The sequence below is a fragment of the Lentzea sp. NPDC051208 genome, assembly GCF_040682435.1.
GTDB lineage: Bacteria > Actinomycetota > Actinomycetes > Mycobacteriales > Pseudonocardiaceae > Lentzea > Lentzea kristufekii.
The window spans coordinates 751488-765450 of the sequence record NZ_JBFBAW010000001.1; the positions used below are offsets into that span (position 1 = coordinate 751488).

The 13963-nt window shown below is 69.3% G+C and carries 14 protein-coding genes; 2 read left to right on the forward strand and 12 right to left on the reverse strand.

The genetic code is table 11. The annotated features are described in order from the left end of the window. Position 1 precedes the first annotated feature (1 nt). From AB0M48_RS03075 to AB0M48_RS03095, 5 genes are all read right to left on the reverse strand, one after another. Positions 2-448, reverse strand: coding sequence for a hypothetical protein (locus AB0M48_RS03075; RefSeq protein ID WP_363835619.1), 447 nt, complete (start codon positions 446-448; stop codon positions 2-4). 1 nt (position 449) lies between these two features. Then, positions 450-1943 (reverse strand): Nramp family divalent metal transporter, encoded by a 1494-nt coding sequence (locus AB0M48_RS03080; protein WP_363835620.1) that lies wholly within the window; start codon positions 1941-1943, stop codon positions 450-452. A 154-nt stretch (positions 1944-2097) separates the two neighbouring features. Beyond that, the gene (locus tag AB0M48_RS03085) at positions 2098-4245 is read right to left on the reverse strand and encodes an acetate--CoA ligase family protein (RefSeq protein ID WP_363835621.1); all 2148 of its coding nucleotides are present in this window, start codon (positions 4243-4245) and stop codon (positions 2098-2100) included. A 20-nt stretch (positions 4246-4265) separates the two neighbouring features. Next, entirely contained in the window at positions 4266-5507 is a 1242-nt protein-coding gene (gene frc, locus AB0M48_RS03090; RefSeq protein WP_363835622.1) for a formyl-CoA transferase, read from the reverse strand. Between the two features lie 14 nt (positions 5508-5521). After that, the gene (locus tag AB0M48_RS03095) at positions 5522-7219 is read right to left on the reverse strand and encodes a thiamine pyrophosphate-binding protein (RefSeq protein WP_363835623.1); all 1698 of its coding nucleotides are present in this window, start codon (positions 7217-7219) and stop codon (positions 5522-5524) included. 126 nt (positions 7220-7345) lie between these two features. On the opposite strand from AB0M48_RS03095, the gene sucC reads away from it, so the two are divergent. Further along, complete coding sequence (sucC, locus tag AB0M48_RS03100; protein ID WP_363835624.1) at positions 7346-8446, forward strand: ADP-forming succinate--CoA ligase subunit beta; 1101 nt, start codon at positions 7346-7348, stop codon at positions 8444-8446. Then, a complete protein-coding gene (gene sucD, locus AB0M48_RS03105; RefSeq protein ID WP_363835625.1) occupies positions 8446-9324 on the forward strand; it encodes a succinate--CoA ligase subunit alpha in 879 nt (292 codons plus the stop codon). The genes sucC and sucD overlap by 1 nt, the downstream gene beginning before the upstream one ends. On the opposite strand, the gene AB0M48_RS03110 is transcribed toward sucD, so the two are convergent. Genes AB0M48_RS03110 through AB0M48_RS03140 form a run of 7 tightly spaced genes read right to left on the reverse strand, consistent with a single transcriptional unit; the run spans position 9321 to position 13876 of the window. Then, entirely contained in the window at positions 9321-10382 is a 1062-nt protein-coding gene (locus tag AB0M48_RS03110; RefSeq protein WP_363835626.1) for a serine hydrolase domain-containing protein, read from the reverse strand. The genes sucD and AB0M48_RS03110 overlap by 4 nt on opposite strands. After that, a complete protein-coding gene (locus AB0M48_RS03115) occupies positions 10379-11176 on the reverse strand; it encodes a hypothetical protein (RefSeq protein ID WP_363835627.1) in 798 nt (265 codons plus the stop codon). Before AB0M48_RS03115 ends, AB0M48_RS03110 begins: the two co-directional genes overlap by 4 nt. Next, positions 11173-11472, reverse strand: coding sequence for a type VII secretion target (locus tag AB0M48_RS03120; RefSeq protein ID WP_363835628.1), 300 nt, complete (start codon positions 11470-11472; stop codon positions 11173-11175). Before AB0M48_RS03120 ends, AB0M48_RS03115 begins: the two co-directional genes overlap by 4 nt. Continuing rightward, on the reverse strand, positions 11469-11813 hold the full coding sequence (locus AB0M48_RS03125; protein WP_363835629.1) for a YbaB/EbfC family nucleoid-associated protein: 345 nt from the start codon (positions 11811-11813) through the stop codon (positions 11469-11471). Before AB0M48_RS03125 ends, AB0M48_RS03120 begins: the two co-directional genes overlap by 4 nt. A gap of 13 nt (positions 11814-11826) precedes the next feature. Beyond that, positions 11827-12444 carry an ESX secretion-associated protein EspG gene (locus tag AB0M48_RS03130; protein ID WP_363835630.1) on the reverse strand — a complete coding sequence of 206 codons (618 nt, stop codon included), beginning with the start codon at positions 12442-12444 and terminating at the stop codon, positions 11827-11829. Further along, complete coding sequence (locus tag AB0M48_RS03135) at positions 12441-12743, reverse strand: hypothetical protein (protein WP_363835631.1); 303 nt, start codon at positions 12741-12743, stop codon at positions 12441-12443. The genes AB0M48_RS03130 and AB0M48_RS03135 overlap by 4 nt, the downstream gene beginning before the upstream one ends. Beyond that, a complete protein-coding gene (locus AB0M48_RS03140; protein ID WP_363835632.1) occupies positions 12740-13876 on the reverse strand; it encodes a hypothetical protein in 1137 nt (378 codons plus the stop codon). Before AB0M48_RS03140 ends, AB0M48_RS03135 begins: the two co-directional genes overlap by 4 nt. Between the last annotated feature and the right edge of the window lie 87 nt (positions 13877-13963).

Consider the following 13963-nt stretch of genomic DNA (forward strand, 5'->3'; position numbering starts at 1 on the left):
GTCAGCGGGAGGCGGTGGCTCCCAGGAGATGTCGCATCCGCAAGCGCATCGCGATGCGCTCGTGCAGCCACAGGAAACCGATGGCCCAGCCGAGGCTCACGATCCCTTGGTAGGCGAGGAAACCGGTCAGGTCCGGGGGCAGCCGGACCTGACCGGCGAGCACGAGGCTCACAGTGATCTCGTGCACCAGCCGGGCCACGGGAAACGCGAGCAGCCAGTACAGGGCCACCGGAGCGAACCGGCCGGCCGGCAGCCGGCCCGCCGCCACCAGCAGGCTGAAGCCGCCGCCGAACGCGCCCAGCGGCAGGCCGAGCGCGACCGTCGTGACGAGTGCCCACCCGAGCGGCTGGCCGACGAGCGCGGCCAGCCCTCCCGCGATGAGCCCCGCGGCGAGACCGACGAACGCGCCGGGCACCGCCTCTTTCAGATAGCCTTCGCGGATCGCCATCTCAGCCCACCACCACTCCGAACTTGACGAGACTGAAGAACAGCATTCCCAGGTAGAACACCGCGCCGAAGCCGATGATGATGTTGGTGATCAACTTGGGGCGGATGGGTTTCGGCAGCATCCGGTTGTTCACCAGCAGGAGCACCACGCAGTAGGCGCCCATGGCGAACGTCGACAGGAACGCGAGCACGTCGAGGATCGCGCCCGGTCCGTCGGCCGGTCCGAACAGCAGGATCAGGATGCCGAAGGTGATGACACCCCAGAGGAATCCCGCGTAGAGGTGCGACATCCGGAACTTCTTCGCGCCCTTGACGAAGTGGTACGTCATGTCGGCCTGGCCGCGCGAGAACGAGTCGAACAGGCCCAGCGTGGCGTTCAGGCCGATCAACGCGATGAACCCGAGGAACACCGCGCCGAGCACCGGCCCACCCGCGGACGCGAAGGCGTCCGACATCGCGTTCAGAGCAGCCTCGCGCTCACCGGACTCGATGAGCGCCTTGACGTCCGGCGACGTGCGACTGGCCGACTGCGCGAGGACCGTGAAAGAAACCGTGACGAGCATGGTGATGCCCCAGAAGAGCAACAGCGCGTCGAACGTGACCCAGCGCCGCCAGCCCTTCCACTTCGCGAGCTCCGCCTTGTCCTCGGTGTCGAACATGAAGCCGCGGGCCGGCATCTTCTCCTCTTCGCCCGCGTGCCTCAGCCCGCGGACCTTCGGGATGTGCGCGCCCATGCCGGCGCCGCTGTCGCGCAGGTGCAGCGTGTACCACATCTGCTGCATGCCGGACGGGCCGGCGAACGCGATCGAGCCGACGATGATCGGGAACCACTCCGGCGACATGGCCTGCGCCGGGAAGTACCCGAACTGGAACATGCCGGAGACCGTGCTGGTCAGGTCTCCCCACGTGCCGACCATGGCCGCCACCACCGCGGTGCTGACGACGAGCAGTCCGATGAGGATGGACAGCAGGTTCTCGAGCAGGTTGTAGATGACCTTGGCGAGGCTGAACAGCACCCCGACCAGGATCAGGCCCACGCAGGCCGACACGGTCCAGGGTATGCCGGTGATCTTTTCCAGAGCCGCCGCTCCGGCCGACAGGTGACCAGGCCAGATGTAGACGAGCATCGCGACCACGAAGAAGAACCACATGATCGGTTTGAACACGCGTGCGGCGCCGAAGAAGATGCTCTCCCCCGTCGCCATCGCGTACCGCGCCATCTCGAGCATGACGACGGCCTGCAGCGTCACGCCGATGAGGAAGAGCCACCTGATGTCCGGTCCGAAGACCAGCACCAGGCGTGGCCACATGTAGGACTCGCCCATGCCGACGCCGAGGGCCACCAGGAACACCGTGGGACCGAGCAGGTGGATCGACGGTGGTGCGTCGGGGAGTTTCCTGATGGGCATCGCTTCCAGCTTGCCCGCGGCCCAGACACGTTCCTCCGCCGGAGGTGTGCTGGTTTCGGTGCGAGCGGCCAGATTTGGATCATCCACGGTTAACAACCTCCAGAGGACCGGCTGTCTTCGTTGACCTCCCTGGCGGGTTCGCGACCGTGGGCGTGTTCACGGTCGCGGACGGGCCATCTCTCCTTGGTACTGCCGCAAAATGGTCGTGGCCTCTCCCAAGGCCACGACCATTCGCGGCTGACTACAGCAAGCCGGCGGCACGGGCCCACCGGTACTTGGCACCCAGTACTGCGACAGGCTTCTCCGTCGTGTACGGATAAGCAACCACTCCGTGCCGGTACAGGTACTCGCTGGCTTCCTCGACCTCGACGTCACCCGCGAGGGAGGCGACGACGGGCTTGTGGATGCCGTTCGCCCGGTACTCCTCCACGACGTCGACCACGAGCTTCGCGAACACCATCGGCGGCGTGACGATGGTGTGCCAGTAGCCGAGGATCAACGAGTGGATGCGGTCGTCGGCGAGACCGAGCGCGATCGTGTTCCGGTACGTCGAGGGCGGTTCCCCGCCGGTGATGTCGACGGGGTTGCCCGCCGCGCCGAAGGGCGGGATGAACTTCCGGAACGCCGCGTCCAGGTCGTCCGGGATGCTCATGAGGCTGAGTCCGTTGTCCACACAGGCGTCCGAGAGCAGCACGCCCGAGCCGCCCGCGCCGGTGATGATGACGACGTTCTCGCCCTTAGGCGTGGCCAGCAGCGGGATTCCGCGCGCGTACTCCAGCAGGTCGTTCAGGCCGGGTGCGCGGATCACGCCGCTCTGCCTGAGGATGTCGTCGTAGACCCGGTCGTTGCCGGCCAGCGCGCCGGTGTGCGAGCTCGCGGCCTTGGCACCCTGGTCGGTCCGTCCCGCCTTGAGCACCACGACCGGTTTCTTCGCCGAGACGCGTTTCGCGGTCTCGGCGAAGGACCGGCCGTCCTTCAGGTCTTCCAGGTGCATCGCGACGAGCTGGGTGTTCGGGTCGGACTCGAAGAACGTCAGCAGGTCGTCCTCGTCGATGTCGGCCTTGTTGCCCACACCCACGATCGACGAGACGCCCATGCCCGCGGAACGGCTGAATCCGAGGATCGCCATGCCGATTCCGCCGCTTTGCGACGTGAGGGCGACACCGCCCTTGACGTCGTACGGCGTGCAGAACGTCGCCGAGAGGTTCTCCGGCGTGTAGTAGTAGCCGTAGATGTTCGGACCGAGGATGCGTACGCCGTGCTTGCGCGCGATCGCCACGATCTCGTTCTGCAGCTCGATGTTGCCCGTCTCGCCGAAGCCGGACGGGATCATGATCGCGCCGCCGACGCCCTTCTTGCCAGCCTCCTCGAGGGCGGCGGGCACGAACTTCGCCGGGATGGCGAACACCGCGACGTCGATGTCTCCCGGGACGTCGGCGATGCTGGCGAACGCCTTGCGGTCGAGAATCTCGTCCGCCTTGGGGTTGATCGGGTGGATCTCGCCCCGGTAGCCGCCGTTGACGAGGTTCTTCATCACCGAGTTGCCGATCTTGCCCTCTTCGTTCGAGGCGCCGATCACGGCCACGGCGGACGGCTTCATGATCCGGTTCATCGAGGCGAGGATCTCGTCCTGCGTGAACCTGTGCGGCTGTTTGGCCGCGTCGGAGTCCACCAGGATGCGGACGTCGACCGCGGTGGCCCCGGAAGGCGTTGCCAGCACGGGGTTGAGGTCGACCTCCGCGAGCTGCGGGAAGTCCGTGACCAGGTCCGACACCCGGTGGATCAGGTCGGCCAGCTTGCCCGCGTCGACGCCCTGCGCGCCGCGGACACCGCGCAGGATCTCCGCCGCCGCGATTCCGTCGACCATCGACAGGGCCTCGTCGGGGCTGGTCGGCGCCAGCCGGAACGTGACGTCCTTGAGCACTTCGACCAGGATGCCGCCGAGGCCGAACGCGACGATCTTGCCGAACGTCTCGTCGGTGGTGGCGCCCACGATGACCTCGTGGACCTCTTTTCCGGTCGGCAGCTGCTGCTGGACCTGGACGCCGGTGACGTCCGCGTCCGCCTTGTGGTTCCGGGCGTTGTGGATGATCGTGCGGTAGCCCTCGGCGACCTCACCGGCGTTGCGCAGGCCCACCAGCACGCCGCCGGCCTCGGTCTTGTGCAGGATGTCCGGCGAGACGATCTTGAGCACGACCGGGTAGCCGATCTCCTCGGCGAACGCGACGGCGCCCTCCGACGACTTCGCCAGCGCCTCGGCCGGGGTCGCGATCCCGTAGGCGTCGCAGACCCGCTTGCCCTCCGGCGCGGTGAGCGACGACCGTCCCTCCGCCCGCACCTTCGCGAGTACGTTCTCGACCGCGGCGCGGTCGTAGCCGTTGTCCGGCATGGGATCTCGTCTCCTAGAGGTTAGATGACGCCGGCCGCGCGCAGGCCGGCCAGCCGGTCCGCGCTGTAGCCGAGCGCGCCGAGGACCTCGTCGTTGTGCTCACCGAGCAACGGCGGGCGCTGGATCTCGACGACCGAGTCGGAGAGCTTGAGCGGGTTGCCGACCGTCTTGAACGCGCCGCGCTCGGGGTGCTCGACCTCGACCACGGTGCCCAGCTCGGCCAGCGTCTCGTCCTCGATGATCTCCTTCGTGGACAAGATCGGTCCGCACGGGATGTTGTGGGCGTTGAGCTTGTCCATCACCTCCCACTTCGTGTGCTTCTCCGTCCACTCCTCGATCAGCGCGAACGCCTTGTCCAGCTTGGAGAGCCTGACCTCGGGCGTGGCCCACGCCGGGTCCTCGGCGAGCTCGGGCCTGCCGATCAGCTCGGTCAGCGGGGCCCAGCCGACGGGCTGGATGATCACGTAGATGTAGTCGTTCGGGCCGCCGGGGGCACAGCGCACCGCCCAGCCGGGCTGGCCACCACCGGATGCGTTGCCGGAGCGGGGCACCTCGTCGGAGAACTGCTCGTTCGGGTACTCCCCCAGCGGCCCGTGGGCGAGCCGCTGCTGGTCGCGCAGCTTCACCCGGCACAGGTTCAGGACGGCGTCCTGCATCGCGACCTGGACGCGCTGCCCGCGCCCGGTGTTGGTCCGCTGGTACAGCGCGGCCAGGATCGCGGCCACCAGGTGGATGCCGGTACCCGAGTCGCCGATCTGCGCGCCGGTGGCGAGCGGCGGACCGTCCTCGAACCCGGTGGTGCTCATCGAGCCGCCCATCGCCTGCGCGATCACCTCGTACGCCTTGAAGTCGGCGTAGCGGCCGGGCCCGAAGCCCTTGATCGACGCGTAGACGAGCTTCTCGTTGAGCGCGTGCAGCTTCTCCCACGGGTAGCCGAACCGCTCGACGACACCGGGACCGAAGTTCTCGACGAGAACGTCGACGTCGCCGATGAGCCTCTCGAAGACCTCCTTGCCCTCGGGGGCCTTCATGTTGAGGGTGATGCTCCGCTTGTTGCAGTTGAGCATCGTGAAGTAGAGACTGTCCACTTCGGGCAGGTCGCGCAGCTGGCCGCGGGTGATGTCGCCCCGTCCCGGCGTTTCCAGCTTGATGACGTCGGCGCCGAGCCAGGCGAGGAGCTGGGTCGACGACGGTCCGGACTGCACGTGCGTCATGTCGAGGACTTTGACGCCCTCCAAGGCCTTGGCCTGAGTTTTACCCATTTTGGTCAGCTCACCTACTTGTACATCGTCTGGTTCATGGTTCCGGGCGCGTACACGTCGGGGTCGATCCACACGTTGATCAGCGAGGGCTTGCCGGACTCGCGGGCGCGCCGCAACGCCGGCCCGATGTCCTTGGGGTCGCGCACTTCCTCGCCGTAGCCGCCGAGCATCTTGGCGAACTGGTCGTAGCGGACGTCGCCGAGCGTGTTGCCGACGCGCTCGCGCTCCAGCCCGTACTTGGCCGCCTGGCCGTAGCGGATCTGGTTCATCGACGAGTTGTTGCCGACGATGCCGACGAACGGCAGGTCGTAGCGGACCAGCGTCTCGAAGTCCCAGCCGGTGAGGCTGAACGCGCCGTCACCGAACAGGGCCACGACCTCCTTGTCCGGCCTGGCCAGTTTCGCGGCCAGCACGAACGGAATGCCGACGCCGAGCGTCCCGAGTGGACCTGGGTCCATCCAGTGGCCGGGTGACTTCGGCTGCACGACCTGGCCGGAGAACGTCACGACGTCGCCGCCGTCACCGATGTAGATCGAGTCCTCGGTGAGGAAGTCGTTGATCTCGCTCACCAGCCGGTACGGGTGGATCGGCATGTCCTCGGAGAGCAGGTGCTCGGCCCGCTTCCGCCGCGCCTTCTCCTCGACCGCCTGCAGTTCCTCCAGCCACACCTTGCGGCCCATCGCCCCGTTGTCCTCGCGGCCCGACGCGGCCTGCGCGACGCTCGACAGGACCAGGTCGGCGTCGCCGACGATGCCGAGGTCGATGTCGCGGTTCTTGCCGACGGTGCGGTAGTCGAGGTCGATCTGGACGACCGTCGCGTTCGCGGAAAGCCTGCGGCCGTAGCCCATCCGGAAGTCGAACGGGGTTCCGACGATCACGATGACGTCGGCGTTGTCGAAGGCGTAGCGGCGCGACAGCTGGAAGTGGTGCGGGTCGCCGGGCGGCAGGGTGCCGCGGCCCGCGCCGTTCATGTAGGCGGGGATGTTGAGGGTGCGGACGAGGTCGACGGCGGAGTCCGTGGCCCGCGTCGTCCACACCTGGCTGCCCAGCAGGATCGCCGGTTTCTTGGCGTGCACCAGCAGGTCCGCGAGCTTCTCGATGTCCGCCGGGTCACCGACGCTGCGCGTGGAGGCCCGGTAGTGGCCCGCTTCGGGTACTCGGGCGGTGCTCAGCGGCACCTTGGCGTCCAGCACGTCGCGCGGGATCTCCAGGAACGACGGGCCCGGCGCGCCGGCGTTGGCCTCGCGGAACGCCATCGACACCATGTCCGCGATGCGGGCGGTGTGCGGGACGTTCGCCGCGAACTTCGTGATCGGCGTCATCATGTCGACGTGCGGGAGGTCCTGCAGCGAGCCCATCTTGTGCTGGCTCAACGCACCCTGGCCGCCGATCAGCAGCATCGGGCTCTCCGCGCGGAACGCGTTCGCGACGCCCGTGACGGCGTCGGTGGTGCCCGGCCCCGCGGTCACGACGGCGCAACCGGGCTTGCCGGTGATCCGCGCGTACCCGTCGGCCGCGTGCGCCGCGACCTGCTCGTGCCGGACGTCGATGACGGCGATGCCCTCGTCCACGCAGCCGTCGTAGATGTCGATGATGTGCCCGCCGCACAGCGTGAAGATGGTGTCGACGCCCTCGGCTTTGAGGGCCTTCGCCACCAGGTGGCCACCAGAGATGGACTCAGGAATCGACTCCGGCTCCGCGGAACTCGTCATCGGCGATCAGCTCCCCTTGGCGCTTCGACTGTAGATTGCATACCGTATGAGGTAGGCATATCGTTACTCCGCTGCCAACCGGATGTCCATAGATGGCCGCAAGTTTTCGGCGAGAGGACGTAGACGGTGGATCTTTTCGAACACGAGGCGCGGGACCTCTTCGAGCGGTACGGGGTGCCCGTTCCGCGTGGTTTCGTGGCGGACACTCCTGAATCCGCGCGCGAGGCCGCCTTGGAGCTCGGCGGCACCGTCGTCGTGAAGGCTCAGGTGAAGACCGGCGGGCGCGGCAAGGCCGGCGGCATCAGAATCGCTTCGACACCAGACGAAGCAGCGGCGGCGGCCAGTGCCGTCCTGGGGATGGACCTCAAAGGCCACACCGTGCACAAGGTCCTGATCACCGAGGCGAGCGAGATCGCCGAGGAGTACTACCTGTCGTTCCTGCTCGACCGTGCCAACAGGACGTTCATCGGCATGGCGTCGGCCACCGGCGGCATGGAGATCGAGGAGATGGCGGACTCCATCACTCGAATGCCAGCTTCGGCTTTCGACGCATCGGCGGTGTTCTCACCGGAGATCGCCGCGGAGGTGAACGTCGTCGCTTCCGCACTGTGGAAGGTCTTCGTCTCCGAGGACGCCACCTTGGTCGAGGTGAACCCGTTGGCGCGCACCGAAGATGGCCGGATCGTCGCCTTGGACGGGAAAGTGACGCTGGACGACAACGCGTCGTTCCGGCACTCTCGACCTTCGGACAGCGCTGTCGGCGACCCGCTGGAGGTGCGCGCGGCCGAGAAGGGCCTCAACTACGTCAAGCTCGACGGCACCGTCGGTGTCATCGGCAACGGCGCGGGACTCGTCATGTCCACTTTGGACGTCGTGGCGCTGGCCGGTGCCGCGCCGGCGAACTTCCTCGACATCGGCGGCGGCGCCTCGGCCCAGGTGATGGCCGACGGCCTCGACGTCATCCTCTCGGACCCGTCGGTCCGCAGCGTGTTCGTGAACGTGTTCGGCGGCATCACCGCGTGCGACGCGGTGGCCAACGGGATCGTGCAGGCCCTCGGCATGCTCGGCGACCGCGCCGACAAGCCCCTGGTCGTCCGCCTCGACGGCAACAACGCCGAAGCGGGCCACCGCATCCTCGACGAGGCACGACACCCGCTGATCACCGTGGCGCACACGATGGACGATGCGGCGGGCCGTGCCGCCGCTCTCGCTGGCAAGGAGTCCTGATGGCGATCTACCTCGACGAGAACAGCCGTGTGGTCGTGCAGGGCATGACGGGATCGGAGGGCGCCAAGCACACCCGGCGCATGCTCGCGGCCGGCACGAAGGTCGTCGGCGGCGTCAACGCCCGCAAGGCCGGCACGTCCGTGGACTTCGACGACGTGACCCTGCCCGTGTACGGCACGGTCGCGCAGGCGATGGCGGAGACCAGCGCGACCGTGTCGGTGCTCTTCGTCCCGCCCGCCAACACCTGCGATGCGGTGATCGAGGCGATCGACGCCGGCATCGGCCTGGCCGTCGTGATCACCGAGGGCGTCCCGGTCCACGACACGGCACGGTTCTGGGCGCACGCCCAAGGCAGGTCCACGCGGATCATCGGCCCGAACTGCCCCGGCATCATCAGTCCCGGCAAGTCCAACGCGGGCATCATCCCCGCCGACATCACCAAGCCCGGCTCGATCGGCCTGGTGTCGAAGTCGGGAACGCTGACCTACCAGCTGATGCACGAGCTGAAGGACTTCGGCTTCACCACGTGCGTCGGCATCGGCGGCGACCCGATCGTCGGCACCACGCACATCGACGCCATCCGGGCGTTCGAGGCGGACCCGGAGACCGAGCTGATCGTGATGATCGGCGAGATCGGCGGCGACGCGGAGGAACGGGCGGCGGAGTTCGTGCGCGACAACGTGTCCAAGCCCGTGGTCGGCTACGTCGCCGGCTTCACCGCGCCCGAGGGCAAGACGATGGGCCACGCGGGCGCCATCGTCTCGGGATCCTCGGGCACGGCGGAGGCGAAGAAACTGGCCATGGAGGCGGCCGGGATCAAGGTCGGCAGGACGCCGTCCGAGACCGCGGCCCTGGCCAGGGCGATCCTCACCGGCTAACCGGCGCAGATCGCCCTGTCCGCCACGTCGACGGCCGAGGGCTTGCCGGAGCCCTGCCAGTTCGTGTTGGTCACGACCGACGCGAACCGGCCGTCGTCAGTGGTCAGCGTGAACGAGTAGTGCCCGGTGGTCAGGGCACCGTTGTGACCCCAGGCGACCACACCGCACGAAAGCGGCATCTTCACCAGGGCCAGGCCGTAGGCGTCGGCGGGGCCGAACGTGCGCTTCATCTCGGCCAGTGCCGCGGGTGAGACGAGCCTGCCGCCGACCAAGGCGCGGTAGAACTTCCGCAGGTCGTCCAAAGTGGACTCCATGGCACCGGCGGTGCTCCAGGACGACAGCTCGACGGTGGTGGTCGCCTCGGTCCAGAAGAAGAGCTGGCCGAGGCGGCCGCCCAGATAGCCGTTCAGGAACGGCGTCTTCAGCGCACGGTCACCGGGTGCCGGGAAGCGCGTCTCGGTCAAGCCGAGAGGCTGGATGATCCGCTCGGTGATCGCGTCGCCGGCCTGCCTGCCGGTGAGGCGTTCGATCAGCAGGCCCAGCACCAGGAAGCCGACGTTCGAGTAGTTCTGGGCGGCACCGGGGGCGTTCTGGGCGGGCTCGTCCATCGCCGAGCGGACGAGCTCGGCCAGCGCGTAGGTACCGCCCGCGCCCGCCTTCGCGTCGCGGACGTCGCGCACGAGTCCACTGGTGTGCTGCAGCAACTGGCGGACGGTGATCACATCACCGTTGTAGTTTCCGGTGACCACGCCGGGCAGGTACCGGGAGATCGGGGCGTCCAGTTCGGCGCGGCCCTCGTCGACGAGCTGCAGCACCACCACGGCGGTGAACGTCTTGGTCTGACTGCCGATCCGGAAGTGGTCGGCCGCGGTGATCGGGCGCTGCTCGTGGAGCTTCCCGGTGCCGGTCGACCGCGTACCGGACCCGGTGTGCACGGCGGCGCCCGGTCCCGCCTGCATCAGGTACCGGTCGAGCACCGTCTGCACGGCGTCGTCGGCCTTCGCCGGTGCGGCGCCGAGGAGCAGCAGCGCGCAGACGAGCACGGAAAGGCGCTTCACGCGGTCACCTCCTTGGCGGTCGGGAGCTCGGCCGAGCCCGACGCCTTGTCCCCGATCACCGACATCGCCTGCTTCACGATCTTCAGCACCGCCTGCGCGCCCTCGACCAGCTTGATCAGGTTCTCCCCGCTGGTCAGCAGCTCACCGAGCCTGGCCGCGATCTGCCCGCCGCACTCGACGGCGATCTGCACGCACTGCGGGATCGCCACGGCGATGCTCTGCCCGAACGTCACCGCCGCCGCGGCGATCGCCTGGGTCATGATCGGCACGATCTTGCCGACCGCCTCGGTGATCAGCCGCGTCACCTCGGCGACCACCTGGGCGACCACCTCGCCCGCCTTGATCAGCGCGGTGGCGTTGGTCAGCGCCGTCTCGGCCACGGAGAGCACGCCGTCGACGAGTTCCTTGCCCGTCTTGGCGTACTCGGCCGCGCTGTCCCCTGTCCAGCCGTCGGTCTCGCTGCTCGCCTTGCCGCCGTACTCGTCCGCGAGCGTGGTCGCGGCCTTGCTCGCGTTCTGGAACTCGCCCGCGCCCTGCTGCACGCCGTCCGGGTCGCCGCGCAGCTCGTTCAGCGGCTCCTCCAGGAACGAGATCATCGGCGTGAGGAAGCCGACGCCCGCGCTGTCCAGGGCCTGCAGCGGTTTCCCGTCCGACCCCAGTTCGCTCATCGGGGCCTTCGGCGTCTGGGCGAGGCCGGACGACAGCCACTCGTCGCCGGTGATGGCGTTCGTGGTGGTGCGGAGCTCGTTCAGCAGCGCGGCGATCGTGCCCGCGTCCGTCGTGGTGGCGGTCATCGGCCCGCTCCCGTGATGTCGGCGGCGTTGCGCTCGTCGGTGCGCTGGTAGTCCTCGGCGGTCCGCCGGATGCCCTCGCCGACCTTGTCCATCGTGGACGCGATGTGCGCGAACGCTCCCGTCGTCTCCCCCATCGGGCCGCTCAGGCCGGAGCTGAGGAACTGGGCGAACGACCCGAGCGAGGACTGACCGACCCGGCCCGGCAGCCGGGTGCCGGTGTCGGACAGCCGGTCGGCGTACCCGGTCAGGGTCCTGGCGTGGCGGCGCAACTGCTCGTGGTCCGCGGTGAAGCTCATCGCACGGCCTCCGGCAGGTTCTTCGTGATCTGGTGCAGCGCGTCGCTTTCGCCGAGGTAGTCCGCCATGACCTCGGTCATCCGCGCGCTCGCCAGCCGTTGCGCCTCCCGCGCGGTGCTGACGATCAGCATCGCGAGCGTGTCGACGTCGAGCTTGCGCGCCGCCGGCGTCAGCGCGACGTCGCCGAGCACGCCGCCCGCGTTCACCGTCACGGTGACCTCACCGCGCGGCGAGGTCGCCTTCGCCCCCACCTCGGCCAGGCTCGCACTCGCCGACCGCGCGCTGTACGCGACGCGTTCCAGGCGTTCCTGGTAGTCCGCCAGCCACTGTGCTGGATCCACTTCTCCCCCTCTGTCAGGCTCGCGCGACCGCGGCGAGCTCACCGATCGCGCGGACCAGGTCGTGGTGCCGCAGCGGGTTGACGCTCACCCAGCCGTCATCACCCGCGTCGACCCTGACCCGTCCGCTCGCACTGTCCAACCAGGACACTTCTTGCCGTTGCCCGCCCCTGACCACGCCCGCCTGCCCCTGTCCGGTGACCTCCAGGTCGAGTCCGGCACCGGGCGGCAACGTGATCGGCATGAGTTGCGCGGGACGGGCGTGCGGTACCAACGCCACGAGTTCGTCGCCGAGCGTCTCCGCCTCGACCTGCGCCACTCGGACCGTGCTCTCGGACTGCGCACACACGACGGCCTGGTCGCCGTAGACCATCGCGACCGCTCCCGTGCCGGGCACGACGAGATCGACCACGGCGGTGTGCTCGTGCAGCGCCGTGACGAGTGTCGCGGCCATGCCGACAGGTCCGTGCGCCGCGGCGAGCCCCCGCGCCTGCAACCCGTGGCCAGCCTCGGCGAGCAGGCGCGCGCGTTCGTCCGCGAGCTTGCCGAACGACGGCACCCGCAGCGGGAACGGCCAGCGCACCCCCGCGTGCGTGGCGAGCAGGTCCATCTCCACCAGGTCGAAGGCGATCACCGGACCGCCTTCCGCGCCTGTTGCGCGTCCGTCTCGGTGTAGGTGGACCTGATCTCGGCGAGCATCTGCCGGAACTCGCGCACCTCGCGTTCGGCGGCCCCCACCTCGCCCGCGAGCCCCGACCCGGCGTCCTGGAGCCGGCGCGACAGGTCCTGGGCGGGTGGCGCGGTCCCGAGCAGCGGCTGCCGCTCGGCGAGCCTGCTCGCCGTCGCCACCAGGTCGGCGGTCAGCTCGGCGAGCCTGCTCAGGGTCCTCACCCGGTCCTGCAGCTGGTCGGGCGCGACCTCGTAGCCGGTCACTGGTCCTCCCCGATCACGGCCGGAGACACCCGCTCGGTCACCGCGAACAGGTCGTGGTCGAGCGTCGGCATCTGGTTCTCGTGCTCCTCGTCCTCGTCCTTGCGCGCCGCTCCCGGCGGAGGTGCGCCCATCGCGTTGTTCTGGGCGGACGGGCGCGCGTCGGCGGTGAGAGTGCCGGTCGCGGCGATCCCGCCGTGCTGACCGAACATCACCCCGGCCCGCATGCCCGGTGTGAGCTGCTGGCTCACCGGGGTGGCGCCACCGGCCACCGGGGCGGTGCCACCGGCCACCGGGGCGGTGCCGCCGATCACCGGGCCGCCCCGCGTGGCCGCCGCCCCCGAACCGCCCACCAGCCGTTGCCACGGCACGCCACCCGAGCTGGGCGTCTGCACCTGGGCCACGGCCGCGGCACGGGGTGTCGAGGCGGCCTGCGGGACGTTGCCCCTGGCGTCGTCGATGAGGCGGCCGCTGCCGTTGAGGCTCGACTCGTAGGTCTGCATCGCCCGGACCGCCTGGGCCTTCTGCTGGTCGGCCGAGGCGGCGCCGAAGTAGAAGTAGAAGCCCGAGGTCGCTCCGGCGGGCATCGTGGGCGCGCTCGGCAGGGCCATCGGCGCGGGCGCGGTCGGCAGCGCGAAAGCCCCCGGCGCGCCGGGCAGCGCGAACGGTGCAGGCGCCGTGGGCAACGCGAACGGTGCCGGTGCACTCGGCAACGCGAACGGTGCCGGTGCGCCGGGCAACGCGAACGACCCCGGCGCGCTGGGCAGCCCGGCGAACGCCGGCATCGTCGTCCCCGGACCCGGTGGCGGCGGCATCGCGGCCCGGGCCGCGGCCAGCGCGTCCGCCGAGTCCTGCGCGGCCTTCTGCCCCGCCGCGGCCAGTTCGCTGATCTTCCCGATCCGCTCGGCGAGCGCACCGAGCCGCGCGGCGGCCTCCTCCGCCGCGGCCCCGGTCCACCCGTCGAGCAACGCCGCCCGCTGCTCCCGAAGCACCTCGGCGTGCGCGACCAACGCGGCGCGGTGACGCGTCCACTCGTCGGCGACCGTGCTCACGTCCGCGACATCAGCGTCCTGCCACAGCATCCGGTGCAACTCTTCGTGGCTGTACGCCTCCCAGTTGATCTCACCAGGCGACACCCCTCGACCCCCTTCGTCCGTCCCGCCGAAACGATCACAGCGGGACCGGACGAGAGACAGGCCAGACGACCGGCCACTTGTGGCCGG

What these genes read in the sequence shown, in the direction of transcription:
- AB0M48_RS03075 (WP_363835619.1), bottom strand. Translation starts at nt 448, where the DNA reads ATGGCGATCCGCGAAGGCTATCTGAAAGAGGCGGTGCCCGGCGCGTTC.
- AB0M48_RS03085 (WP_363835621.1), bottom strand. Translation starts at nt 4,245, where the DNA reads ATGCCGGACAACGGCTACGACCGCGCCGCGGTCGAGAACGTACTCGCG.
- frc (WP_363835622.1), bottom strand. Translation starts at nt 5,507, where the DNA reads ATGGGTAAAACTCAGGCCAAGGCCTTGGAGGGCGTCAAAGTCCTCGAC.
- AB0M48_RS03095 (WP_363835623.1), bottom strand. Translation starts at nt 7,219, where the DNA reads ATGACGAGTTCCGCGGAGCCGGAGTCGATTCCTGAGTCCATCTCTGGT.
- sucD (WP_363835625.1), top strand. Translation starts at nt 8,446, where the DNA reads ATGGCGATCTACCTCGACGAGAACAGCCGTGTGGTCGTGCAGGGCATG.
- AB0M48_RS03115 (WP_363835627.1), bottom strand. Translation starts at nt 11,176, where the DNA reads ATGACCGCCACCACGACGGACGCGGGCACGATCGCCGCGCTGCTGAAC.
- AB0M48_RS03120 (WP_363835628.1), bottom strand. Translation starts at nt 11,472, where the DNA reads ATGAGCTTCACCGCGGACCACGAGCAGTTGCGCCGCCACGCCAGGACC.